The organism is Paenarthrobacter sp. 10N417 (genome assembly GCF_056394745.1).
The window spans coordinates 12,786-36,196 of the sequence record NZ_JBFTIL010000014.1 but is presented as its reverse complement, the minus strand read 5'-3'; the positions used below and the strand labels follow the sequence as shown (position 1 = coordinate 36,196).

At 59.3% G+C, this 23,411-nt stretch carries 19 protein-coding genes; 8 read left to right on the top strand and 11 right to left on the bottom strand.

What is annotated here, in order from left to right; genetic code table 11:
- Window positions 1-214: 214 nt before the first annotated feature.
- The gene (locus AC1DCM_RS16885; protein ID WP_477519101.1) at window positions 215-742 is read left to right on the top strand and encodes a hypothetical protein; all 528 of its coding nucleotides are present in this window, start codon (window positions 215-217) and stop codon (window positions 740-742) included.
- Window positions 743-836: 94 nt separating this feature from the next.
- On the opposite strand, the gene AC1DCM_RS16880 is transcribed toward AC1DCM_RS16885, so the two are convergent.
- Window positions 837-1,301 (bottom strand): hypothetical protein, encoded by a 465-nt coding sequence (locus AC1DCM_RS16880; RefSeq protein ID WP_477519100.1) that lies wholly within the window; start codon window positions 1,299-1,301, stop codon window positions 837-839.
- Window positions 1,302-1,525: 224 nt separating this feature from the next.
- On the opposite strand from AC1DCM_RS16880, the gene AC1DCM_RS16875 reads away from it, so the two are divergent.
- From AC1DCM_RS16875 to AC1DCM_RS16865, 3 genes are all read left to right on the top strand, one after another.
- On the top strand, window positions 1,526-4,585 hold the full coding sequence (locus AC1DCM_RS16875) for a DEAD/DEAH box helicase (protein WP_477519175.1): 3,060 nt from the start codon (window positions 1,526-1,528) through the stop codon (window positions 4,583-4,585).
- Between the two features lie 239 nt (window positions 4,586-4,824).
- Window positions 4,825-5,436: a dihydrofolate reductase family protein gene (locus AC1DCM_RS16870; protein WP_477519099.1), complete on the top strand. Its 612-nt coding sequence runs from the start codon at window positions 4,825-4,827 to the stop codon at window positions 5,434-5,436.
- Window positions 5,437-5,782: 346 nt separating this feature from the next.
- On the top strand, window positions 5,783-6,718 hold the full coding sequence (locus tag AC1DCM_RS16865; protein WP_477519098.1) for a hypothetical protein: 936 nt from the start codon (window positions 5,783-5,785) through the stop codon (window positions 6,716-6,718).
- A 376-nt stretch (window positions 6,719-7,094) separates the two neighbouring features.
- Here the strand turns inward: AC1DCM_RS16865 and AC1DCM_RS16860 are convergent, their stop codons facing one another.
- Window positions 7,095-7,352 carry a helix-turn-helix domain-containing protein gene (locus AC1DCM_RS16860; protein ID WP_477519097.1) on the bottom strand — a complete coding sequence of 86 codons (258 nt, stop codon included), beginning with the start codon at window positions 7,350-7,352 and terminating at the stop codon, window positions 7,095-7,097.
- 225 nt (window positions 7,353-7,577) lie between these two features.
- On the opposite strand from AC1DCM_RS16860, the gene AC1DCM_RS16855 reads away from it, so the two are divergent.
- On the top strand, window positions 7,578-8,210 hold the full coding sequence (locus AC1DCM_RS16855) for a hypothetical protein (RefSeq protein WP_477519096.1): 633 nt from the start codon (window positions 7,578-7,580) through the stop codon (window positions 8,208-8,210).
- A 131-nt stretch (window positions 8,211-8,341) separates the two neighbouring features.
- Here the strand turns inward: AC1DCM_RS16855 and AC1DCM_RS16850 are convergent, their stop codons facing one another.
- The 3 genes from AC1DCM_RS16850 to AC1DCM_RS16840 all read right to left on the bottom strand — a co-directional run bounded on the left by AC1DCM_RS16850 (window position 8,342) and on the right by AC1DCM_RS16840 (window position 11,183).
- Window positions 8,342-9,115, bottom strand: coding sequence for an alpha/beta fold hydrolase (locus AC1DCM_RS16850; protein ID WP_477519095.1), 774 nt, complete (start codon window positions 9,113-9,115; stop codon window positions 8,342-8,344).
- 44 nt (window positions 9,116-9,159) lie between these two features.
- Window positions 9,160-10,401, bottom strand: a complete 1,242-nt coding sequence (locus tag AC1DCM_RS16845; protein WP_477519094.1) for a flavin-containing monooxygenase — start codon at window positions 10,399-10,401, stop codon at window positions 9,160-9,162.
- Between the two features lie 182 nt (window positions 10,402-10,583).
- Window positions 10,584-11,183, bottom strand: coding sequence for a TetR/AcrR family transcriptional regulator (locus AC1DCM_RS16840; RefSeq protein ID WP_477519093.1), 600 nt, complete (start codon window positions 11,181-11,183; stop codon window positions 10,584-10,586).
- A 175-nt stretch (window positions 11,184-11,358) separates the two neighbouring features.
- On the opposite strand from AC1DCM_RS16840, the gene AC1DCM_RS16835 reads away from it, so the two are divergent.
- Window positions 11,359-11,721: a hypothetical protein gene (locus tag AC1DCM_RS16835; protein WP_477519092.1), complete on the top strand. Its 363-nt coding sequence runs from the start codon at window positions 11,359-11,361 to the stop codon at window positions 11,719-11,721.
- Window positions 11,722-11,834: 113 nt separating this feature from the next.
- On the opposite strand, the gene AC1DCM_RS16830 is transcribed toward AC1DCM_RS16835, so the two are convergent.
- Genes AC1DCM_RS16830 through AC1DCM_RS16805 form a run of 6 tightly spaced genes read right to left on the bottom strand, consistent with a single transcriptional unit; the run spans window position 11,835 to window position 19,879 of the window.
- Window positions 11,835-12,707, bottom strand: a complete 873-nt coding sequence (locus AC1DCM_RS16830) for an SDR family NAD(P)-dependent oxidoreductase (protein ID WP_477519091.1) — start codon at window positions 12,705-12,707, stop codon at window positions 11,835-11,837.
- Between the two features lie 41 nt (window positions 12,708-12,748).
- The gene (locus tag AC1DCM_RS16825) at window positions 12,749-13,114 is read right to left on the bottom strand and encodes a TfoX/Sxy family protein (protein ID WP_477519090.1); all 366 of its coding nucleotides are present in this window, start codon (window positions 13,112-13,114) and stop codon (window positions 12,749-12,751) included.
- A gap of 55 nt (window positions 13,115-13,169) precedes the next feature.
- The gene (locus AC1DCM_RS16820; RefSeq protein WP_477519089.1) at window positions 13,170-14,444 is read right to left on the bottom strand and encodes a Wadjet anti-phage system protein JetD domain-containing protein; all 1,275 of its coding nucleotides are present in this window, start codon (window positions 14,442-14,444) and stop codon (window positions 13,170-13,172) included.
- Window positions 14,434-17,850, bottom strand: coding sequence for an ATP-binding protein (locus AC1DCM_RS16815; protein WP_477519088.1), 3,417 nt, complete (start codon window positions 17,848-17,850; stop codon window positions 14,434-14,436). The genes AC1DCM_RS16820 and AC1DCM_RS16815 overlap by 11 nt, the downstream gene beginning before the upstream one ends.
- 2 nt (window positions 17,851-17,852) lie before the next feature.
- Window positions 17,853-18,440, bottom strand: coding sequence for a DUF4194 domain-containing protein (locus tag AC1DCM_RS16810; protein ID WP_477519087.1), 588 nt, complete (start codon window positions 18,438-18,440; stop codon window positions 17,853-17,855).
- A complete protein-coding gene (locus tag AC1DCM_RS16805; protein ID WP_477519086.1) occupies window positions 18,437-19,879 on the bottom strand; it encodes a DUF3375 domain-containing protein in 1,443 nt (480 codons plus the stop codon). Before AC1DCM_RS16805 ends, AC1DCM_RS16810 begins: the two co-directional genes overlap by 4 nt.
- 301 nt (window positions 19,880-20,180) lie before the next feature.
- On the opposite strand from AC1DCM_RS16805, the gene cspE reads away from it, so the two are divergent.
- Entirely contained in the window at window positions 20,181-20,384 is a 204-nt protein-coding gene (gene cspE, locus AC1DCM_RS16800) for a transcription antiterminator/RNA stability regulator CspE (protein ID WP_011773907.1), read from the top strand.
- Between the two features lie 411 nt (window positions 20,385-20,795).
- Complete coding sequence (locus AC1DCM_RS16795; RefSeq protein ID WP_477519085.1) at window positions 20,796-23,354, top strand: helix-turn-helix transcriptional regulator; 2,559 nt, start codon at window positions 20,796-20,798, stop codon at window positions 23,352-23,354.
- Window positions 23,355-23,411: the final 57 nt, after the last annotated feature.

Here is a 23,411-nt window from a genome sequence, read left to right as displayed (position 1 = left end):
TCATGGGCCTTTGTTAGAGTCCGTCCATGAGGACGGAACTCAGCGAAGCCGCTGCAAAACTAACTGACGTATGCCGCTCAATCTTTGACGACGGGTCTCAGTGGATCGAAGCAGACGGATATCCGGATAGCCTCGCCCTGTGCATCATTGATTCGATCTTCTCGACCGGATCGCATTACACGAGCGTTGTGAACGTCATAACGGCATATCGGTCATGCGACGGGCGCAGGGCTGCGATCCAAATACTGACGGCGCGGAAGAACTCCTGGTCTCGTTCGAAGCTGTAGATGGAAGTGCAGGGTGGGCCGAAGCCGTCAACAACCGCAAGCCGTCGCACACTGGCCGCGCACTACTTAAAGGCGAAGTCGTCCACCGTGCTGCGCTGGCGTTGGCGGCTCTTGAGGGGGATCCCGTTGAAACGGCGGCTGACACCCGGGAGGAGTTCCTTCGGGATTCTGAACTGAAGAGGATCAAAAAGGCGTGGCTACAACTTCCAAGCCAGTCCTCTGGGGTCACATTCAATTACTTGCTAATTCTCGTAGGACTTCAATCTGTGAAGCCTGATCGTATGTTGATGCGCTTCATTGAGGAGCACGCTGGTCTGGAAGGCAAAGACGTCACGCCGAAGGAGGCCGCGAGTTTGATCAGCCAGGTTGCAGAGCTTTACCCCACGCAGGCGCGAAAGCTGGATCACGTGATCTGGCGGCACGTGTCGGGAAGAGAAATTTTTTCGCTCGCCTGAGCTGACGTAGCGCCGTGACGCCAGCACACACCCATCTCCTGAACGATGACGCCCACCCTCCTTCCAACCGTGACGCGGAGCAAAGCTGGTTCGATCAACGTTTGGAGTAGGCCAATGAACCAGGCTCGCCGGCCTTAATGCCTGAGACTTCTGAAGCTATTCCAAGGACGGCGTCATGGAGATTCCGCTGCAGGTTCGCGAGATGCAAAGCGTAGAAGTCCGGCAAGGAGTCGCTGTCTTCCAGATAATGATGACAGGACGCCATCATTTCTGACAGGTACACCTGCGCCTTGGAGTTGGCTCGGACCTGATCCACTGTCTGTCGTACGCGGTCACGGATGTCGACCACGCTTAGGCCGGCTCGTTTGTAGTCCTCCTTAGTTGCTGCATCGCGAATTTCTACGGGATTGCCGATGGCTAACGCCCGTCGGTGCTGAAGATCCCAAACGAGGTGGCGCAGAACGCGTTTCTCGTTATGACGCAGTTGGGGCCGAAACGTACCGTAAGCGATGCCGACTGTCAGCACAGCGCCGATCAGCGCCACGGTGACGTCCGCCAAGAAGGTATCCCACATGCCCCCAAATCTAGGCTGAAGGATGTTGGAAAGGATATTTGTGACACTGAAGGGGCTCGCCGCTGGTTTCGTACTGATTGGTGGATGTCACACCGACCCAATAACCTGGCGCAGTGAATACATTTGATGGGGGATCGGAGCGGGCAACGCTCCCCGAGGGGCTTTATGAACTCCTGCAAACGGCGAGCCTTGAAACCAAGTTGTCCCTTATGCCGGAGCTCAGCGCGACAGTTGACGCGATCGCCTCAGACGACGCTCCGGAGGTGCTTTCTCGTCACGTTGCAGAAGTCGTCAGAAATGCACTCAAGGCTGCGAAGCCAGAGGAACGCGTCGCTTTAGCTAACCGCCTGTTGTCTCAGGTCCAGACAGACAACCCGATCACGCCCGGCCCGCAACAACTGCTGTCATTGCACCGACCCGACGCATTGAAGCGGCGCCAACTCCGACGGCCCACCACGAAGCTCAGCGAATCTGCATTGCTCACAAACGGCAAAGACGACCCCAACCTTGCAGCGGAGCTTCGAACCGAGATTGAATCGGCCAACACCGTCGATCTGCTTTGCGCCTTTGTGCGATGGACAGGCTTGAGGCTCCTTGAGCCTGCCCTTGAGCAGTTGAACGAGCGGGGTGTGAAGTTCAGGGTCATTACCACTACGTATATGGGAGCCACAGAACGCCGAGCGATCGACGAACTAGTCAGGCGTTATGGCGCCGAAGTGAAGATCAGCTACGAAACTCAAGCCACCCGACTTCATGCCAAGGCCTGGCTCTTCAGACGGCAGACTGGCTTTGGTACTGCGTATGTAGGGAGCTCAAATCTCAGTCAGGCGGCGTTGCTCGATGGCCTGGAGTGGAACGTACGCCTGAGTTCCATCGCAACACCGGAGCTGCTCAAAAAGTTTGAGGTCACGTTCGATAGCTATTGGGAGCAAAGGGCCTTTCAGTCTTACGACCCGGATCGAGACGGCGACAAGCTGGATGCGGCACTGGAACGTAATGGTGGGAGACGAACGGCAGCCCCTGACACTGTCACTGGACTTGAGGTCGTGCCATTCCTTCACCAAGAAGAAATGCTCGAAGACCTTGAAGCAGAGAGGTCAAAAGGGTTCAACAGGAATCTTCTCGTTGCGGCCACGGGGACCGGTAAAACAGTCATCGCAGCGCTCGATTACAAGCGTCTCTGTGAAGCAGCTGGGAGGCCGTTGTCCTTGCTCTTTGTGGCTCACAGGCAAGAGATTCTCAAGCAGTCCTTAGGCACCTACCGAAACGTCATGCAAGACGGTGCATTTGGTGAACTCTACGTCGGCGATCACAAGCCTCAGCAATGGACACATGTCTTCGCCTCAGTGCAGTCTCTCGCGTTCCTCGGGGTCCAGACCTTCGAAGCCAATCAATTCGACGTCGTCGTGGTCGATGAGTTCCATCATGCATTGGCACCGACTTACCGCCAGTTGCTCGAGTACTTGAAACCCCAGCAGCTCGTTGGTCTAACCGCTACGCCGGAACGCGGCGATGGTGGCAACGTCGCCAAGGAGTTCTTTGAGGGGAGAACGGCCAGCGAGCTCCGTCTCTGGGACGCACTGGATGCCGATCTCCTCGTACCGTTCCACTACTTCGGCGTCTCGGATGACGTGGATCTCAGCCGTTTGGAGTGGAAGCGCGGCAATTACGACACCGCTCAGCTTGATCGGTTGTACACGGGCAACGACGCCCGCGCAGCGAAGGTCATTCGGGAGCTTCGGGACAAGGTCGTGGCCACTGAATACATGCGCGCCATCGGCTTCTGCGTCTCCGTCCAGCACGCCCACTACATGTCGAAGGTGTTTAATGATGCCGGCATACCCTCCATTGCGGTAGACGGCGGTACCGACGAAGCTGCGCGTAGTCGCGCTTTAGAACAGCTTCGCAATCGAGAGATCAACTGCATTTTCGCCGTGGACATCTTCAATGAGGGCCTAGACATCCCTGAAGTGGACACTATCCTCATGCTGAGGCCCACTCAGAGCGCCACGATCTTCCTGCAGCAGCTGGGGCGTGGCCTGCGGCGAGCGGACGACAAGGCCGTACTCACAGTCCTGGATTTCATTGGCCAACAGCGTCGTGAATTCCGTTTCGATCTGCGCTACAGAGCTCTTACCGGCTATGGACGAAAGCAACTCGAAAAGGCTGTCGAGGAAGAATTCCCGTATCTTCCGTCGGGGTCCCAAATTGTGCTGGATCGTGTGGCACAGAAAGTCGTGTTGGATAACATCAGAGCCCAGCTGCGCTTCAATCGGAATCAGCTGGTCAGTGACGTAGCCTCGTACGGCCAGATCGAGCTCGCCGCGTACCTGCGCGAGTCAGGCAACGATCTCAAGACGATTTATCGCTCGACCCGTGACTCGTGGACGGGCTACCTTCGCCAAGCTCAGCTCATTGAGGGATTTTCTGGCCTTGAGTCTGTGCTCAAAGGTGCCCACCACGATCGTTCAAGTGCCGACGAAAAGAAACTCCTTGGGCGGATGGCTGCTCTCATCCATGTCGACGATCCGGAACGGGCCGAAGCGTATTCTATGCTCGTGGATGCCGACGCACCCCGCTACGCAGAGCTGGGCATTCGAGAGCAGACGTATGCGCGAATGCTGTTCTACACGCTGTGGGACGACGGCGGCGGCTTCAAGACATACGACGACGGTCTGGAGCACCTGCGCGATTACGGGTTTGTATGCAGCGAGCTCCGGCAGATCGTTCGCTTGGGCGTCGCATCCGCAAAGCACGCGGCTAAAGGGCTTGGCGCTGGACTTCAGCACATACCTTTGTTGTCTCATGCGAGCTACCGACGTGAGGAGATTCTAGCGGCGCTTCAGTATGGGTCGCTGGAGAGTGGAAAGAACGTTCAGCACCGCGAAGGTGTTGCCTGGTGCCCTGCAACGGCGACAGACGCTTTCTTCATCACTCTCAACAAAGATGATCGGAAGCACTCGGCAACCACGATGTACAAGGATTACGCGATCAGCCCGGAGCTATTCCACTGGGAGTCGCAAAATGCCACATCCCCGACGAGCCTAACCGGCAAACGTTACCTGGACCGGGGAACTCATGGGTCACATATTCTTCTGTTCACTCGTAATACCGCCGACGATGAAACTGGCCTGACGGTTCCGTACACGTGCCTTGGCCCTGTCGATTACGTCGAGCACAAGGGCGAGAAGCCCATTGCGATCACGTGGAAGCTCCACCGCCGGATGCCCGTCGACATTTACGCGACGGCCGCAGCCGTGGCTCGCTAGGCAGTTGTCCCTGCCCGAAGTCCGGCAGCTCATCCCCCGCCTCCGGGCATTGGTTTCGCATTGACGGCCTGACCGTGGACGAGCCTGAGCGGGTTGCCGTTCACGTTCGGTCACAGCGGCTGGTGGGGTTCGCCGTCGTCGATGTTCTCCGTTGGCCGTTGCTTCGCAAGGCGTCCTGTGGAAGCCTCGGAGTGATCCCGTCGCCGGGGTGACGACGGGCAGACGAGAAGGAGCCCGACATGGGACTCATCCACATCGACCTGTTCACCACGCTCGACGGAGTCGCGCAAGCGCCGGGCGGACCTGAGGAAGATCCGGAGGGTAGTTTCGCGTTTGGCGGGTGGCAGGCGCCTCTGTTCGACGACGCGGTCGGCGAACAGGTCGAATCCGGGATGGTGGGGATGGACGCACTGCTTCTTGGGCGCCGTACCTACGACATCTTTGCCGGGTACTGGCCGCATCAGGACGGAGGCATAGCGGAGCTGTTCAACCGCATTCCGAAGTATGTGGCGTCGCGTCAGGCTCTGAATCTTGAGTGGGATGGCTCGTCTCAGCTCGGTCCTGATGTGGTGGCTGCCTTGCACGAACTGCGCGACAAGCATGAGCACATCCACGTCATCGGAAGTCTCGACTTCGTGCAGACCCTGTTCGCCGAGCGGCTCTTCGATCGGCTCACGCTTTGGGTGTATCCGATCCTCCTCGGTGGCGGGAAGAAGGTCTTCGCCGATGGGGTGGTTCCAACGAACCTTGAACTCATCGAGCCGGTGGTCGCCTCGCCGAAGGGTGCCGTGATGCAGCGCTACGCGTTGGTTGACGGGACGCCTGGAGTGGGGGACATGGCGGCACAATAAACGCGGCTCACGGTTCAGTCGGTAGGGGTGCTCTCCTCCGCGCGGTTCCAGTGTTCCTTCAGAACAACCGCGAGCCGATCGGGTTCGATTCGGTGCGGGGGATGGAAGTGGTGACGATCCTCAAGCTCTTGGATTCTCAAAGGAGGTGCTGTCCTCCCCGCGTATCGATAGCGTAGCTGTTGCTGGAGAATGCGGGTTGAACTCCACGATCTGGTTCTCAAATATTGCATCAGCAGATGTTCCGGCATCAGGCGGGTCGCGACTGGATTTCAGAGCGGTCAGGCAGAATCATCTGATTGGACCATGTTGTCCACTCCTGATCCATCACAAACGAAAGCGAGTCTTTGTGGGCCTCTTCAAAAAGAAGCAGCGTGATCAGGAACCGGTCGATGAGGACCTGACCTTCTTCGCGATGTCCAAGGCACAAGAGTTCCGGGTCATGGCACGTGAAGTTTTCGCTGAATTGGGCTACGAAGTACAGATCAATCCGGATCATGCCATTGACTCTGCCGGCCGCGGATACGGGTTCTGGAATGTCGCAGCGAACTGTCACAACGCTCCGGCAGCACAGTGGCGTGAGATCATCCGCCAGCACCTCCAGTCTGTGCTGGCAAGTTTCGAAGCACCTGATCCTTTTGACGAGCTCACGCCAGAAGAAGTGTCTAGCCAGACCTACGCACGTCTTTACGAGGAAGCAGGCATTCCAAGCCTTGACGGCTACCCTCACAGCGAATTTGCGCCAGGTGTTGTTGAGATGCTGGCCCTCGATCTTCCGGACACGGTGGCTGTGTTCAATCGTGAGCATGCCAGCAAGTTTGGCGGCTGGGAGGCGCTCCGGACGCAGGGCCTAGCGAACCTTCGTGCTTTGGACAACGAACAAGTCGAAACAATCCCCACGCAGGGAGGCGGGTCTTTTTCAGCGTTGTTGGGCGATTCGGTCTACACAGCCGGCAAGGCCCTGCTGTTGCCTGGACTTGCTACAGAACTTACCGGCAAGTCGCCTCGTCAGGACTTGGGGTGGCTGATGAGCATTCCCAACCGACATCAGCTGGTGTGGCACTTCATCGAAGATGACAGCGTGGTCCCCGCCCTTGAAGGCATGGTGCGGTTCACGGCCATGGGATACAGCGATGCACCGGGCCCGGTGAGTCCACATGTTTATTGGTGGAACGGCACCGGGTACGAGCAACTGACCCAGCTGTCCGAGGAGGACGGCAGCCTTTCCATTCACATCAGCCCTGAATTCCATGCAGTCCTCGAAGCGGCGACGTCCGGCGCCTGACAGCGTCAAACCGCACTACTGCGAGCAAACCAAAACGGTTGTGCTTGAACACTGCCGGAGTATGCCCTTCTCCGCCATCTAACAGGGTGTACCTACCGCGGCAGGCTGTCGCTTGCGCGCACGGCGTCAAGCAGGTCCATATCAATTGCCGTTGTGCAGAATCGAAGGAAGGTCCAAGGTCACACATTCGATCTTTCGCCTACATTTGGTGACGCCGCTGGCTATGTGCGCATTGTTCCCTTTTGCAAGTTAGACCGACAAGCCTCATGACGGCTTCGGCATGGGGTTGAGCGAGTAGCGCGGAGCGGGCTTGACGCAAGAGGGTGGCAGTTACTGGCAAACCCATAGACCTGATTGTTACTCGTGCGGTTGCGGGCTACAGGCTCGCTTCCGCCAAAATCTCGGACATGCCAACCTCCAGCACCTCGGCGAGGCCTGCCAGTGTCGAGATCCGGGGATTGGACGGACCCACAGAGTCTTTGCGCCCAGAGGATCGAGCGTTCTCGATCAATTGGAGTTGGTTTTTCGTTACCCCGGCGCGGAAGGCCAGAGACTCCTGGCTAAGTCCTCGCTCTTCGCGCAGTCGTCTAAGCGTCGCGCCCAAACGCCTCGCCTCTTCTTCGCTCCATCCCACGATCCAATGATCTAAATCAGGCCCGAAATAAGACACCCTTTATAAAAGGTCTGATATATATGGTCAAGGAAGGGATTCTTTAGAAGGTTCCTCCTCCATTGCGAAAGGTGCCCCACGTACATGAATCCCGATAGAAGAGTCCCTCGTGCAACGTTCAGTCCCTGGAAAGGAACGCTTCCGCTGCTGCTCGCCACGGTTCTGCTGACGAGCTGTAGCAGTGGCCCCGTGCCGAAAAATGAACCGAGCGAGACTCCCAGCAGCGTGTACCAGTTCGAGACCCCGAGATATGGGGCCAAGGATAGGCTCACGGTCAAGATTCCGCAGGCCCTGAAAGACGTTGCCCCTGAATCCACCGACCTTCCCTTCACCTCCGTGGAGGTTACCGCTCATGAGCTGAATTCTGCGCGGTATTGTGCGGTGGATGTGGAAATCGATTGGCCCGAGGGTGCTATCGATCAAGTGAAGGATCTTGATAGGGCAAACCCTGAGAAGGGGGATACTAAGACAGACATGGAGAGGGTTAGCTATTACCTCACGCGCCAACCTTTCAAAACTATCAGCGGGACAATGAGTGGCGTCGCTTTGTCGATCGATGACCTGAAGACGTCCGAACCGCAGCCAGGCTCTTACGCTGCCGCAGACTTTGGAACGCTGACTCTGGTGCGGGAGTGCGCAAAGTCGCCGACCGATGACAATGCGACTTTCGAATTTAACTTTCGAACCCTTGCCGACTCCGAGACCCTCGGCGACTTCGCATCCTTCAAAATGACTGTGATGAAGGGCGGCAACCTGACCATAGTCGACCGGGAGATCGCAGATTACGAGCTGGACTCGAATGGTACCTGGCTCGCGGATTAGCGAGAGCCGAAAGCACTCGTGGTTGACCTGGTGGTCGCCTCGCCGAAGGGTGCCGTGATGCAGCGCTACGCTTTGGTTGAGGGGACGCCTGCGGTGGGGGATATGTCGGCGGACTAGAACCTGCTCCCGATTCAGTCGATGGGGCTGCTCTTCTCCGCGTGCTTCCAGTGTTCCCTCAAGACGGCGGCGAGCCGTTCCGGTTCGATCCGGTGCGGGGGATCGAAGTGGTGGCGATCCTCAAACACTTCCACTCGGTAGTCCCGGAAAACCCTGGACAGTCGATCTGCGATATCCCCGTATTGGTCTGGGTTGCTTAGCCCTCCGAGCACGTAGAGGACTGGTTTTGCGAAGGCGCTGAGTTGCTCGCGGTCCAGGTTGTACTTCTCGAAATCACGCAGGAACGCTCGAATTCCTGCAGGTCGCTTGGCCATCCACGGCGGCGGGTCGCCCGCCGGCGGAGGCGCAAGGACGACGTCGGGCCTTACCGACAGCCTCGTGAAGGCCTCCATGAACTGCGTTGGCGGCAGCGATTCGAGTTCTTCAAACCGCTTCCACATTCGGGAGTGTGCCTTGCTCCAATCCCAGTCTCCCGCCCAGGCAGGTTCCAAGAGGGTCAGGCTGAGCAGGCGCTCGGGGTGCTTGGCGGCGAAGGCGAGGGCAGCAGCTCCTCCACCCGAGTAGCCGACAAGGTGGAACGTGTCCCACTGTTTGGCGTCTGCTTCGCGCAGGACTCCATCGACCTCGGTATCGAGGGACCAATCGGGTGGCGGCTCGTCGGCCTCGTAGAGGTCCAGGTCCTTCGCAAACGCGTCCACGTCAGGGCCCAGCGCTTTAAGGAGGTCGGTGTAGGCGGGCGCAGCAGGAAGGACGCTGCCTGGAAGGAAGAACACGCGGATTGCTCCCATGGGTGAACCATACGCTTGGGGAGGGGCAAGGGGGAGAGGCCTGCTCAGGCCCCAGCGATCCTGCCCGCGACATACTCCGCATCCAGGCCGACCCCGGCGACGATCGACGAGTAGTGCCGCGTGAGCCAGGGCAGGCCCACTGTGTACAGGCCGGCTTCTTCCATGACACCTCGCGAGTGCTTCGGGTAGCCCCATTCATCCAGCACGGGCATGTCGATGAAGCTCAGGTCGAGCTTGTAGCCGGTCGCCCACAGGACGGATGTGATGTTCGCGTCGGCAAGATTCAACGTGGCTGGTTCTGTGGGCAGCCAATCATCCTCGGGCTCCGGTGGTTGCTCTGGTGCTTCGATGCCTGCGGCCGCGATGTACGCCTCGATCGCGCGTCCAGAGCGCTGCGCGAAGGTTGACTCGACGGTTGCGAGGCGTTCGGGGAGGTCGTCGCTGAAGGTGATGACGCCGTCGTCGATGGTTTCCAGATGGCCGTGCAGGTGCATGCCGCGTCGGCCGAGCTCGCGGAGGTGGATGTTGTGGCCGCCGTCTGTGCCGGAAAGCAGCGGGTTGCAGGCAAAACGGGCCGCGGGAGATGGGAGTCCCTCGCGGGTGAGGGCATTGATACCGTAGTCCGGCCCGTGTTTGCCCACTTCCAGCAGCCAGTAGATGAGATCGTGGCCGCGGTATCGGCGCGGCGCTTCAGGACACGTGGAGACGGCCAGGTGAACTTCACGACCGGCCGCGTGCAGCTCCTCGGCGATCTGCCCGCCCGACTGCCCGGTCCCGACAATCAGCACAGCGCCATCGGGCAGCTGCTGGGGGTTGCGGTACTCGTGCGTGTGGAGCTGGAAGACGTTCGGCGGGAGGTTGCCCGCAACGGCGGGAAGCTTGGGTACCTGATAGGCGCCCGTCGCCAGGACGACGTTGCGTGCCTGCATGTGCCCGAGCGACGTCTCGATGGTGAACCCATCCGGTGCGGCCGCCAGCCGCGTAACCTCGACGCCGGTGCGAACCGGAGCGTTGATTACCTCCGCGTACTTTCTGAAGAGATTCACCGCAGCGATCCGCGGTATGAACGCGTCCGGATCGTCACCTGCGTACGGCATCCCCGGCAGGCCCAGCGCGAGGTTCGGCGTGTTCATGTAGAACCCGTCCCACCGATCCTGGAACGCACCTCCCAGCGAGTCTCGCCGTTCCAGGATTTGATGCTCGACGCCGGCCTGGGTCAGCCAGTAGCTCGTCGCGAGTCCTGCTTGGCCTGCGCCGATGATGACCGTTTCTGGGGTGCGTCCCATGGGGTGGATCTTACGCTTGGAGATGTGAGTGCGGGAGGTCAGCCGGCATGGGTTTTGGCTGTTAGATCACAGGATTTTCGACCGTCGGGTGCACTCTTCCCACAGCCGCTTCCGGGCTCTACCCAGTGAGACCCAGGTTCGCTGTATCTGATTGAAGTCGCTGCTGGTTCTGGTATGGATTCTCATCGACTCTGCGACGGCGTCACGGCCTGCAAGGCAAGCTCGACAAGGCGTGGCATCTTCGCTGCTCCATCCACAGTTCTCGGCTCGCGGAGATGCCCAGCAAGGGTCAGATCAACTAAGCCATGTACCGTCGCCCACACGAGGGCTGTGATCTCGCGGATATCGCCCGAAACTACATAACCATCCAGCTGTCCCTTTGAGACCAGTGTGTACAAATAGTCTGTGCAGGCGGTCGCGGCGTTTTCAAGATCGCGACTCGGATTACCAATTTGGAAGTCGCCGAATACAAGACGGTAATGGGCAGGACGCGTCATTGCCCCTTCTGTATAACCCAGCAGGGCGCCCCAAAGCGGCGTGCGATCACCCACACCTGACGCAGCTCCTAAACGCATCTGCTCGCCCAAATAATCGAGATTCTCTGCTGCAACAGCGCTTAGGAGATCGTCTTTATCTTTGAAATGTCGGTATGCGGCCGTGCGGGACAAGCCCGCTTGGGAGCCGACGGCCCGCAAAGTCACTGCGTCGGGGCCACCCTTGGTCAGCAGATCGCTCGCTGCCGCCAATAGTTTCGATCGAGTCTCGCTGGGCAAAGAGTCCATGGTCAACCATCCTACCTACGGGGATCGCGGCTGATCTTCGAGCAGTTGACACTGTCAACACATATTGCTTACGCTGTTGACAGTGTCAACAGATAGTTGGCTCTCGTGGCTGATTTCGCCCTTACGGATGTATGCCGTCCGTAACTGAGCCCGGGAAATGAAAGAAGGAAAAACCATGAAATCTGAAGATCTAGCCGCAGCGTACTTCGAAGTCTGGATGACCACCGATGATGATCGTCGCCACGAGTTGGCCAGCCAGGTCTTTGCGGAGAGTGCGGTCCACTACGCCGTCCCTGCGAACGTGCAATTCCGTGGAATCGAAGCGATTGAGAGCAACATCAAGCGCGTAAATACGGAGAACATCCAAGGGAACGGACTTTCTTTCACGTCCGGTGACGTGACCCCTAACCACAACACATTGCAGCTCGAATGGTCAGTCGAGACCCCCTCCGGGCAGACGGTCGCCACTGGTCGTGACTTCCTTCTTATTAACGACGACGGACGCGTCCAGGCTCTCTACATGTTCAACGGGGTCTGAGTTCGGCGGACCAAGGAGCGATCTAATCCAGGCCTCCCGAAACGGGCAGACCGTTTCGGGAGGTGTGGATCAGGTGCGGGAGGTCAGCCTGGCGTGGGGTTTTCGCTGTCAGATCACAGTATTTTGGACAGTCGCTCGCACTCTTGCCACAGCCGCTTCCGGGCGGCGGGATCAGAGCCCATGCCCGGCGTCGGCAGTTCCTTGCGTTTGGCCCAGAGCTTGCCGGACACCGCCGCAGCCTCTGGCGACGTGGCCAGCCAAACAGCCGTATCGGCTGCCTTCTCTGCGGGCTTGCCGAAGGTATTTGTCATCCAGCGGAATGGTCCGCCAACGTCCTGCAGAAGAGCGGTGTGCTTGACGAGGCCCGGGTGCACTGCGTTGACGACGATGTTGGATCCGCGAAGGCGTTCCGCGAACTCTTGTGTCAATAGAACACGGCCGAGCATTGTTGGTGGGGTAGAGCGGAGGTAGCTGTAGTTGCCTTTCTCAGTTTGAAGGTCATCGAAATCGATCTTTGTCACCGAGGGGCCGCCCGAATACTTGGAAGCGATATTGACGATCCGCGACGGCTGCCCCTCATCTCTGCTCGCGCCGCGCTTGAGCGCATCCAGGAGCAGATTCGTCAGAAGGAAGTAGCCCATCACGTTGGTGGCGAACGTGAGCTCGAGGCCATCCGCGGTCACGTGGCGTTCTTTGCGGAAAACGCCGGCCGCATTGACGAGCACGTGAAGCTCGTCGTGCCGGGAAAGGAACTCCTCAGCGGCCGAGCGAATTGACGCTTGGTTTGAGAGATCGCAGGCAAGAGGCTCCAAGGTCGCGCCCGGGACCGCCGCCTGGATGTCGCGCAAAGCCGCTTCGGCCCGCGCTTCTGTCCGTCCAACCACGACGACGGTCGCACCTTCGCGTGCCAGTGCGGTGGCGATGGCCTTGGCAAGACCACCCGTAGCGCCGGTTACCAGCGCTGTTCGTCCATTCATCGAGGGCATGGCTTGATCTCAGCACGAAACGGCGTGTTTGGCGAGGGTATTTAGTTCTTGGAAGGCCGTGCTTTCGGTTTCTTCGCTGCGAGCCCAGCCACGTAGTCGAAGGCTTTGGCCACCCATGGTTCGGCCTTCTCGGCATCATCATTCCAAGCATCTGGAAGACCGGTGTATCCGCCCATGGGACGTTCTTCAGGGCCGAAGGGTTGAGTCTCGTGATCAGCCTCGAGCTCGGCCTTGTCGGCCTCGGAAAGACGGACGCCGATGGTGGGGCCGAACAGTCCCGCAAACATGTTGCCATTCACAAAGGCGCCAAGATTGCCGAACATCGGCTTGACGATGACATCCGGATGATCGGGCAGCACAGAACGGAAGCGTTCCTTATCGGCGTCCGAGGGCTTGGGCATCTGCATTTGCTTGTTCTCCTAGGTTGTGCCTCCATGCCCAACTGTACGCAGAGCATGACGATCAGGCCGCAAGCCTCCGTAGCGCCCAATCCCAGCCAATCAATTCCTGCTCCAGCCGAACTCCGTCGCCATAGCTGCCTGCCTGCAACCCCTCGTAGACGCGGGCTTCCTCAGCGGTCAGCCGGCTCAGCACAGCGCGTGAGGGGGAGGATTCCACGCTCCACGCATCCCGATGCGCCAGCAGCGTTTCCTCGTCCATCAGTACGCTCGACACATGAGGATGGACTGAACGCAGTTGATCCAGGATGCGGAAGCCGTGGGTGTCCAAGTCACCCCAGTACAGGACCTCACAGCTGTGCAGCCTTGCCGCATCCCGGAGGGGTGAGAAGCCGTAGCCGGCCCCGAAGATGGCCAGAGTGTCCGGCCGGTCAGGGAGGGCCAGGAAGTTCACGAGATTCTCGGTGATGATCACGGTGCTCACCGGAAGCCTGAGGGACTCAAACGCGGAAGCCGTCACCGTGATGTCCCGGGCATCACCCAGCAAGGGGATTGCCGAATCCAAGACACGGAATCGGACCTGCTCGGGCTGATGGAGGAAACCGTGGCGCTCGGCGAAGCGTGCAGCCGGTGTTCGGGCAGCTGATCGTCCCAGCAAGGGATCATCGAGAGTCGAAGACTCAGCCACCTCAAGCAGTTCGTCGTCAGGCGCCTCGACGGTGGGTGTATCCGAAACCTCCGCGGGCACCAGCGTCCCCACCATCTCATCAATTGTCCGGCGGTGCGTCTCGATGAACTTCGTGTGAACCCCAGGCAGGCTCAACTGCCGCACATAAACACCAGGGGAGGGGTGGTCGCCGAGCCACAGCGCCACTCGGGCAGCAGTCAATGCCGCGTCGCCCAGCTCCAACAGAGCAAGTGGTCGCYTCAAAGCCCAAGCCTTAAGAGCGGGATCAAGAGCTACAAGCGAAGAAGCAAGCGATCGGAAACGCTCCAACTCCCGCGACTTACCAACAAACGCAACCTCGTCCTCCACAGAATCAAACACGGCCACGGCGGGAAGTTGGTTTGACCCGATAGTGGTACGGCCGACGTCGACCGTTTCGAGACTGTACGGCCCTGCGGCGGCGAACAGCTCAGCAGCCCATGCGCGGGCGGCAGCGTAATCGTCCCGCAATTCCGTGGCGGATGGTCGCTTCAACGCGCGACGCCGTGGGTACAGGTCAGTCGGTTCAAGAGCCTCGCGCAGGAGCTGGCCACGGTCCCATGCGGTTGCAGACAGCGATCGCAGCCCCGGCAACGTCGTCCAACGACGAGCAAGAGCAGACTTAGCCGGCACGCTTCTCCCGTTCCTCGCGGTACTCGGTGATGGTCATGTTGCGCAGCTGGGAGTCGTTGCCGTTGGTGTTGGCGACGAAGCCCACGTGTGCCACAAACGGCTCGATGACGTTGATCTTCTGAAGTGGTGTGACGATCAGCAGCTGCAGTTTCATCCGCTGGAAGAGCTCCATTCCATAGCGGGCGGACTCGTCAGAGCCACGACCAAACGCCTCGTCGATCACCACAAACCGGAAGCTCCTCCCCTTGGCAGGGCCGCCTGCGCTGGAGCGTGAGGCGCCTTTGACAGAAGCCAATCCAAACTGGAACGCCAAGGCAGCCGCAAGGATCGTGTACGCAAGCTTCTCTTTCTGTCCGCCGGACTTGCCACCCGAATCCGTGAAGTGCTCAAACTCCTCGCCCGTTTCGGTCCACTTCTCCGATGCCGAGAACGTAAACCAGTTCCGCACGTCCGTCACCTTGGACGTCCAGCGCTCGTCCAAGGTGGTGAACCCTTCACGGCCACGGAAACGCTCGATCAGCCGTTCCACCTGCAGATACTTCTGCTCAGAGTACTGATCATCATCACCAATCGTGCCCTCGGAGCAGGCCCTGAGGTCGATCCCGAACTGCCGCACATCCAGGTCAGTGGAGTTCTGATGCTCCAGTTGGATGTGCCTGCCTGGGTTGTACTCGATCTCCGCCAGGGACAGGTTGATCTCGCTGATCCGGTTCACGATGTCCTGCCGGCGGCTGTCCAGGAATGCGTTGAACGCCACTACTTCATGGATGGTGTTCTGCGTCAGTGAGTCCTTGAAACGCGCCTCGAACCTGGGAAGGTCATCGCGCTCCAGCTGTTCGAGGAGCCTGTTGAACTCCTCCGCAGCCTCCAGCGTGGCGTCAATGTCCGTGGTCTCGTTCGGATACTTGTTGCGGAAGTCCGCCATGAGCCGCACTGTGGAAGCCGCAGCCGTCGCGATCTTTTTGGTCAGCGCGTCAATCGTTCCGGTCAGACCGGAACGGACCGAACTCTCCGTAGAAACGGTATTCCGGTACGTGAGCAACTTTTGACCGAGTGTCTCGGCGTTGAGCCGCGCTACGGCAGCCAGTACGTCGCCGTCGTCCGTTAGCGGTTGTTCCTGCAAGGTCAGGCGACATTCCTCGATCACCGTTGCGATGTCCCGGGCGTCCTTGTCGTTGGCTCCAATCCGCTCGCGAACCTTGTCGGAGCGCTCTTGAAGCTTCTCGATCCTGGCAGCGACCTCAGACTCCTTGATCGTCAGCTGCTGCAGCACGCTGCTCGCCTGCTGGAGTTGCAGCTTCTCATCCCTAAGCTCCTGGACCCGGCGGGCGGTCACCTGCCAGCTGATCTCCGAAAACTCGGTCACAGACCCAACATTGCCCAGCAAGCGGTTCAGCCGGGCGGCGTCACCCAGTGACGCATCGACCTTCGCCAGCTGGGTCCCGACACTGCGATGCTTGCCGTCAATGTCGTCCCGCTCAGCGCGAATCCGCACGATCTTCTCGTGGTTGTCCCAGCCCAGGACAAACGTCCGCCGGTCCGTCAGGCCAGTGCGGTCGTCCTTCTCATGCCTTCCCCGCGAGCCCTTCAACTGACCATTAACAGTCAGCGCCTTGGGATGCCTGCGGAAGTCCTCCATGGTGTCGCAGCAGACATAATCGAACCTGGTGCTGAGCTCATCCAGCAGGAAATCGCGGAACGGCGTCCCCTGCTTGATTGCAATCTTCGCGCCCAGCGTCCCGGGTGCGGGAGGCCGTTGCGGGTACGAGTCACCAATCCGCCGGTACACCAGCTTGCCCTTGAGATCATTCGCGTCCACCCATGAGCTCACCGCCGCATAGTGCTCAGCGGAGACCAGCAGTTGGAGCGCAAAGCTCCTCAGCGTACGTTCAGCAGCCCCTTCCCACTCGGCCTCGCCGTCGCGGACTCGCAACAGTTCGGCAGCGTAGGGGAGCGCCGACTCGGCAATGCCAGTGCCCTCGCAAATACGACGCCGCAGCTCCAACTGCGGACGGGCCAACAGAGTCTGCCGCGAGCCAAGGCTGGCCAGTTCGGCGTCGAGGTCCTCCCTGCGCGCAGCCAGCTCCCTGAGCTCCGAATGCAAAGCCGTTCGCCGGTCCTGCAACTCCACGGCTTTGGCTGCAAGGTCCTGCTCAACCTGGCTCAAGCGTTGCCGGTTAGCGTCGAACAGCACCCGGTCCTCTGGAGTGTTCAATCCGAGTTCGACGGCGGCACTGGTGTACTGCTCGAAACGGTTGCGCTGCGTCTGGGATGCTTTTTCAAGCTGCGCCACTTCGGCGTCGATGGCAGCGAGCCGGCCACCGCCACTGGTCCGAATGTCCTCCTGCACGATCGCAAGTTCGTGCCGCAGCCGGGCAATGTCCGAGCTCAGCTGGGTGCTGTCTTCGCGGAGCTTCTGTCCCGTCCGCTCCAGTTCGTCCTGATGTTCCAGACTCAGCGTCAACTGCTGATCCGTGAACCAGGGATGCAGTTGATCCCTTTGCTTGCGTGCCTGGTTTTCCTCGGCGCTGAGCTTCTGATGCGTGGTGGCGCCTTCCCGGATCGGCTTCAGCAGTTCGATCTGGTCCTTGGCCCGGACTACGGCTTCGTGTGCCTTCTTGAGATCGTCGAAGTGCCCGATCAGCTTGCTGATCCTCGCTTCGACGTCATCGTCTTCCAGCATGTTGGTCCGGACGAAGTGGGTGATGTTCTCCACTTGCTTCATGGAAACCGTGCGGTGGAACAGCTCCATCGCCTGATTGCCGCTGATGCCAAAGTGGCGCTTGAATGCGGCCGCATACGGATCGAAGGTGTCGTGAACTGTGACGCCCTCAGCACGTAGCTTCTTCTTCAGCTTCGCGGGATCCTGGCCGAAATTGGAGAAGTCCTCAGCGATCGACTGCTCCTTCTCAGCCAAAGAGTAGAACCGTGTGGGCTGCCCGGCTTCCTGCATCGTCCAGAGGGTGATGGCGAGCGTCACGGTCTTGTTGAGCACAGCGTTATGGAAGACGCCGAGGACCACTGACAACGTGCCCGGTGCCCGCAGCGCCACGGGCTTGGAGTACTCGCCGCCAGTGCTCCGGGTGCTCTTATGGAAGCCCCTCACATACGACATCAGCGTGCGTTCCCGCTTTTGCGCGCCTGCGGCCTTGTTGTACTCGATGCGGTTGGCCGGCAGAAGGAGCGTCGTGATCGCGTCCACAACCGTCGACTTTCCGGAGCCGATATCGCCGGTCAACAGGCTGTTGGCACCATCCAAACGGAACGTCCGCACCCCGCCGTGGAACGTGCCCCAGTTGAGCAGTTCCAAACGCTGAAGGCGGAACCCGGGCGGCAGGCCGCCGTCGTGCGCCGTTTCTGCTGTTTCATCGATGCTGAACAGCGTGTCCTGAACGTCAGTGGTCATGGTCACTTGCTTCCGGTGAGAGAGTCACGATAGTCAGCCAGCCGCGCGTCGAACTCTTCCAGCCACTGCGCGTCAACGTAAGCCTTCAAAATGCGCATCACCTCATACGTTTCCGTTTCGCCCTTCAGTCTCCGCAGGAAACCGAGTTCCACAACCTTCTTGACGTTGGTCCCCAGCCGGTCCAGGATCCGGGCCTCATTGCTGGACTCGGGCAGGAAAACTGAGACCATGTCCTTGATTTCGGCCTCGGACATGATGAGGCGGAGCTCGCTGCTGTTGGTATCGAACTCCAGCATCCGCTTCCGGAGGAGGGCGAGCAGCAGGCTGACATCGAACGTGAGTTGCCTTCGGGGGATGAGCCGGGGGAGCGTGCCTTCAGGATCCTCGCGCGACTTCAGGAACGCGTAGCCCTCCGACTCGTCAAGGATCAGGTTGAGCCCCAGCACGGCAACGTAATCCCTGACCTGGGACGTGAGCGTGATCAGCGACTGCCAGATCTTCTGGTCAGCCTCCGCGTACACCACACCTTTGAAGAGCCTGGTCACGACGGCGGGCAGTTCCTCGGGGGTGCTTGCTGTTTCGGTTGTCATACCGGCCTCACGAAGATGATCTGGTCAATGGTTGCCTCTTTCAGCGTGCCATCCGGGAGCTGCCACTGGAGGTTCTGGGTTGTTTCTGCATCGATAGTGGCCCAGTCCGACTCGACCGCCAGCTGGTAATACTGCACCAGCTCCGCGAGGCCCTGGGTCAATGGATGTGCGGCGGTGATGTCTGCGAGCGTTGCCTGGTCCGCGTGTTCAAGGACGTCGTCGATGTTCGACTTCAGACGCTCCCTGTCCACGTGGAATTGGCTGAACAGCGCGCTCGCATCCAGGTCCTGATCATCCGCGGTGACCACCTCGTCCATCACCATCACGCGGCTGCCGGGCTCGTAAAGCGGCCGCTCGAACGGCAACGCGACGTCCACCGAAGGGGCGTCGATTTCCATAAAAACGTTCGACGGCGGGTGGTCCCGTGTGTCCAGTGCAGTCGCCTCAACGCTTCGGATCAGTTGCATGATGCGTTTGTTCTCGAGGAAGACTTTGTCGTCCAGGAGCCTGCGCATCTGCTGGGAAAGCTGCCTCACTGTGCTCTGTGTCTGTTCAACCGCCGGTAACCAATCCTGATGGAGGTTGGTGATGGTGTGGAGGTTGTCTGCCTGCGCCAAAGCCTCGATCCGAGTGGCTCGCTGGAGGAGATCGTTCAGTTCGTTCCGCAATTGGGGAGACATGAGGTAGTCCCAGAAGCCCTGGAACGTGCGGCCTTGGAGGGAGCTGCCGATGTCCTGCTGATTGGCGAAGATCGTGTCCAGCAGTTCGCCTTGGCTGCCGTCCCACGTGGCGATCTGCTCTCGGACTTGGCGGTCCAGTTTCCGGAAGTTCTGCTCGACCTCCCGGAAATCAGAGAGCAAGTCCTTCGCCAACGCCGTGAGTTGCTGGAAGTGGTCCAGAGCCTCGGGGCCGCTCATGACCTTGACGTCGCCCGCGCGGATCCGCTGCATCTCCTTGTCTATCTGGTCCCTTTGCTGCTGCAGTTCCGCAAGCCGCACTTCCGGGTCTGTTTCCGATTGTTGGACCAAGGTTTTCAGGACCGCGAAGATGCTGGTGAGCCTGGATTGCGTGGCCACGAACTCGCGGCCTCTGAGGCTCTCCACCCACCTGACAACGTCCTCTGCCGCGGCGGTCAGATCGTAATGCGGCTCGTCCTCACCCGGAACGTAGTACTTGCGCAGCCAGGCACGCTCTGGTGCTGCCCAGTCGTCAAGATACTCTGATGCGCTACGCGGGAACCGGTCCTCGCCGAAGGATTCCCGGACACCGAACAAGACGTCGTCCAAAGTATCGATCAGTTGCTGGCGGCCAACGTTACGCTGGTTAGGGTCTGTGAAAGCGGTCATGAAGAAGTGCAGCGCCAGCGGGGCGTTCTGGGCGCGTAGGAGGGCCCAGCCCGCGTGGTTCTCACGCAGGGAATTTATGGCGTAGAAGTCCACGTGCTCCCTTAAGTCTTCGGGTTTGTACTGGCTGCTGGCCCGGCTCTTGACTCACAGGCTAAGCCAAGACCACGACAATTTTCTTCGTCAGTCCGACCACCGGATTGATTAATCTGACGTCGCACTGGCTATCTGCTCAGATCTATGTAAACTTGACGGTGTTGTTGTGTTTGGCATTTGGTAGTTCAGGCAGTCCCCGTGATCCATCTGGATCGCGACCTTCTGAAGTAACGGTGGAGAACACCCCACACCGGAGACCCGAAAGTCGGGAGAATCTCCACCTTCAGTAAGGACTGAAAAAATGGCTACAGGTACCGTGAAATGGTTCAACTCCGAAAAGGGCTTCGGCTTCATCTCTCCTGAAGATGGCAGCCAGGACGTTTTCGCTCACTACTCTGCGATCAACTCCTCGGGCTACCGCTCCCTCGAAGAGAACCAGAAGGTTTCCTTCGACGTCGAGCAGGGCCCCAAGGGTCCCCAGGCAGTAAACATCCAGGCTATCTAGTCTTCGGATAACAAAAAAGCAGGGCTGGTCACTGACCGGCCCTGTTTTTTGTTGTCGTTGTAGTCGAACATGTATACGAGACGCTTAGGCGATACTAGAACACATATCCACATAGCGAATTACACCCCTGTAACTCACCTTCGAACGTCCGTAGCGTGGTTGGTATCAACTACGAAACCGAGGGCCTTCCATGGACGAACAGACTGCAAACGACTCCTTCCCACCAGCTCATTTGAAGCAGGCTCAGCACCTAGGCGAGTCGCGCGAGCACTCATTTTTGCCGGAATTGCCACCTAGACGGGCGTTAAGCGGTCTGTGCAAGGCCGTTTTGCCACCTAGTCGCGTTTCCGAAATCTAACCTGCGAAGTGAGCCGCATGTCGGTCATCCACAGAAACAGAAGGTTGGATCGAGTGTTCGATTCTGAGGTTCAGCGCATCCTCGATTTCGTCGGCCGCGGCATAAGCGTGCGGATTATTGGAGCCCCCGGAAGCGGCAGGACCACGGTGTTGCAAAACGTGGTGGCCAACCTGGAAAAAACCGGCATCGCTATCCACCTCATCAGCGGCCTCCGAACACATCGCTCAATCCCGTACTCAGCCATCAAGAGCCTGGGTTTGGAGCTGCGGCCCGGCCGCAGCGGAGTTATGGATATGGCAGACGCGCTCTCAAGCCAGTTATCCAAGCCTGGAAAGCACGTCCTGATAGTGGACGACATCCATCTGCTGGACAACGAATCGCTGGCGGTGCTGGAATCCGTTCGCCGCAGGTCCGACTGTCCGTTGGTCGTCACGGCTCCGGACAGCGGCTCGATCTCAAGAGGTCAACTGGCCGTCATGAACAGTGGTCGCGAAGCTTTGCTGCAACTGGACCCGCTCCATTTTGAGCAGGTACACACCTTGGTGACGCAGGTGCTGGGGGCTGCCGCTGATGCAGACACAACAGCGAGAATCCTGACAAAGTCCGGCGGCAACCCTCGCCTGATTGTCCGCATCACGGAGACCGCGGCCTTAAGCGAGCTGCTGGTAATGCGTGGTCGGCAGTGGCAGATGACCGGTGACACCCTCTGGAACGACCATTTGAGAGGCACCCTGGAAGCGCTGCTGGCGGATTTGGCTCCGGAAGAAGTCACTGCCCTGCACACCATGGCAATCCTTGGCACCGCTCGTGTAGACGTTCTGCAAAAGGTGGTACAGCCCGATGTGTTGGAAGGCCTTGAACGGCGAGGGTTCCTTTCAGTCATGGACGATCACCATAACGGGCCGATCGCGGCGATAAGTCCGCCAGTCATCGCAGACTATTTCAGGGGCCAAAAGACGCTCAGGGATCGTCACCTCTTACGGAACAAGATCGCTGGTGCACTTGAAGGTGTGCCTCAAACGGCGCAGGGCAATTCAACAACTGCCGACTGCCTCTCCCGGGTGCTAGGATCCTTGCGGCTCGAAAAGGGAAACGATGACGCCGTAACCGCCCGGCATTTTCACGATCACAGTGCCGCCCGCGAACGAACTCGTTATGAACGGTGGCAAGCGAACAAGTCCGCGACCAATGCTGCCGCTCTGCTCAGGGTTTACTGGGGAGGGCCGGTCAACGTTATGCGGGCAACCCGCGTCTGTCGGGAGACGTCCACACTCAACGGCGACCCCAATGACATTCTCTTTCTCACGATCACCAAGGCTTTCCTTGCAATCTACTCAGGGCAAGGCGTGGGTACGGCTGTTGGAATTCTGAAAGGATTTGCTGAGCAGAACCCGGATCAGGCGTCCAGCGCCGAGGCCACGATTCTCTTCATCAACGCCTCCCATGGTCGGGTCACACCCCTGCCCGAGACTTCTGCTGAAACCCCGCAGCCTACGTCGCTGGGGTTGGAAGGACTCGTCCAAAGCTTGCTCGAGCTGTATCGCTTTCGGCCGGCTGTGGTCCTCAGCGTGACAGATAAGGCTGAGGACGACGACGCCTTCCCGCACCTGCGTCCGTTCCTTCACGCCTTCGCGCTCTTTGCAGCAGGCAGGATCGAGGATTCCCTGGTCTTTGCGCTGGATTGGCGTGCCGAGGCCCGTCGGAATCTCGATCAATTCGGCGTCGTCGCCAGCAGCTACGTGGCAGCGCACGGTCTGCTGTACCGGGGCTACTTTGAAGAAGCCGAATACCTCATGAGCAGCGTCTTTGCCATGGGCCGTCCCGGCTTCGTAGTGGATGTCCTCTATGACGCCATGCTGCGGCTCGCCGGTCTACGGCATGCGACGACGGCCATCTCACCGGCGTTGTCCATCGCGTCGCAGGCAAGGACGGAAGTTCCCGATGTTGGCCCATTGCCCGGTATCGGCAAGGGAGTGCATGAGCTCATTGCCGCAGAGACTACTCAGCCGTCGGTTTTTGATCGGCGGGCCGTGAAGCTCATCAAACGTCAGATGAAGAGCGGCTACATCCTGGAAGCAGCAATGACGGCACTGCTCTGCACATGCTTATCTCCCGGCGCGCCGGTTCTGGATCTCCTTCGCAAGATCCTGCGCGATAGTGGGGTAACGGCTCACGACCAGATGATGGCCGTTGCCACCGCCGTTGTGGAGGGCGATCACAAGTTGCTTGGTCTCCTCCTGAAGCACTACGAATTGGATGCCGACAACTATCAGATCGGTATGCTGCTCCGAGGCGCTCTCAAACGTCACGTTCTGGAGGGGAACACAGCAGCGGCAGAGGCTATGGCCGAGGCTTCTTCTTTGTTCGCAGCAAGGTTTCCGTCAACCAACGAGCAACTCTCCTTCAACACTTTCAGGACGACGCCCCTCACGGAACGCGAAATTGAGGTTGCCGCCTTGGCGGGACATCGCTCGAACGTTGAGATTGCTGAACATCTGGGAATCAGCGCGAGAACAGTGGAAAACCACATCTCCAACGCCCTCCGGAAAACGGGCGCAACCTCGCGCAATGGCCTCTTCATCCTCGTGGGGAATTCAATGGCAGCACGCTGACGCAAGTTAGGCTGAACGTATCTTCCAGTACGAGTCTCCGGTGACACCGGTAGAGCT

Bases quoted from the DNA above. Each gene is read 5' to 3' on its own strand.
- AC1DCM_RS16885 (WP_477519101.1), top strand. From the start codon at position 215: ATGCGACGGGCGCAGGGCTGCGATCCAAATACTGACGGCGCGGAAGAA.
- AC1DCM_RS16875 (WP_477519175.1), top strand. From the start codon at position 1,526: ATGCCGGAGCTCAGCGCGACAGTTGACGCGATCGCCTCAGACGACGCT.
- AC1DCM_RS16870 (WP_477519099.1), top strand. From the start codon at position 4,825: ATGGGACTCATCCACATCGACCTGTTCACCACGCTCGACGGAGTCGCG.
- AC1DCM_RS16850 (WP_477519095.1), bottom strand. From the start codon at position 9,115: ATGGGAGCAATCCGCGTGTTCTTCCTTCCAGGCAGCGTCCTTCCTGCT.
- AC1DCM_RS16845 (WP_477519094.1), bottom strand. From the start codon at position 10,401: ATGGGACGCACCCCAGAAACGGTCATCATCGGCGCAGGCCAAGCAGGA.
- AC1DCM_RS16840 (WP_477519093.1), bottom strand. From the start codon at position 11,183: ATGGACTCTTTGCCCAGCGAGACTCGATCGAAACTATTGGCGGCAGCG.
- AC1DCM_RS16835 (WP_477519092.1), top strand. From the start codon at position 11,359: ATGAAATCTGAAGATCTAGCCGCAGCGTACTTCGAAGTCTGGATGACC.
- AC1DCM_RS16830 (WP_477519091.1), bottom strand. From the start codon at position 12,707: ATGCCCTCGATGAATGGACGAACAGCGCTGGTAACCGGCGCTACGGGT.
- AC1DCM_RS16825 (WP_477519090.1), bottom strand. From the start codon at position 13,114: ATGCAGATGCCCAAGCCCTCGGACGCCGATAAGGAACGCTTCCGTTCT.
- AC1DCM_RS16815 (WP_477519088.1), bottom strand. From the start codon at position 17,850: ATGACCACTGACGTTCAGGACACGCTGTTCAGCATCGATGAAACAGCA.
- AC1DCM_RS16810 (WP_477519087.1), bottom strand. From the start codon at position 18,440: ATGACAACCGAAACAGCAAGCACCCCCGAGGAACTGCCCGCCGTCGTG.
- cspE (WP_011773907.1), top strand. From the start codon at position 20,181: ATGGCTACAGGTACCGTGAAATGGTTCAACTCCGAAAAGGGCTTCGGC.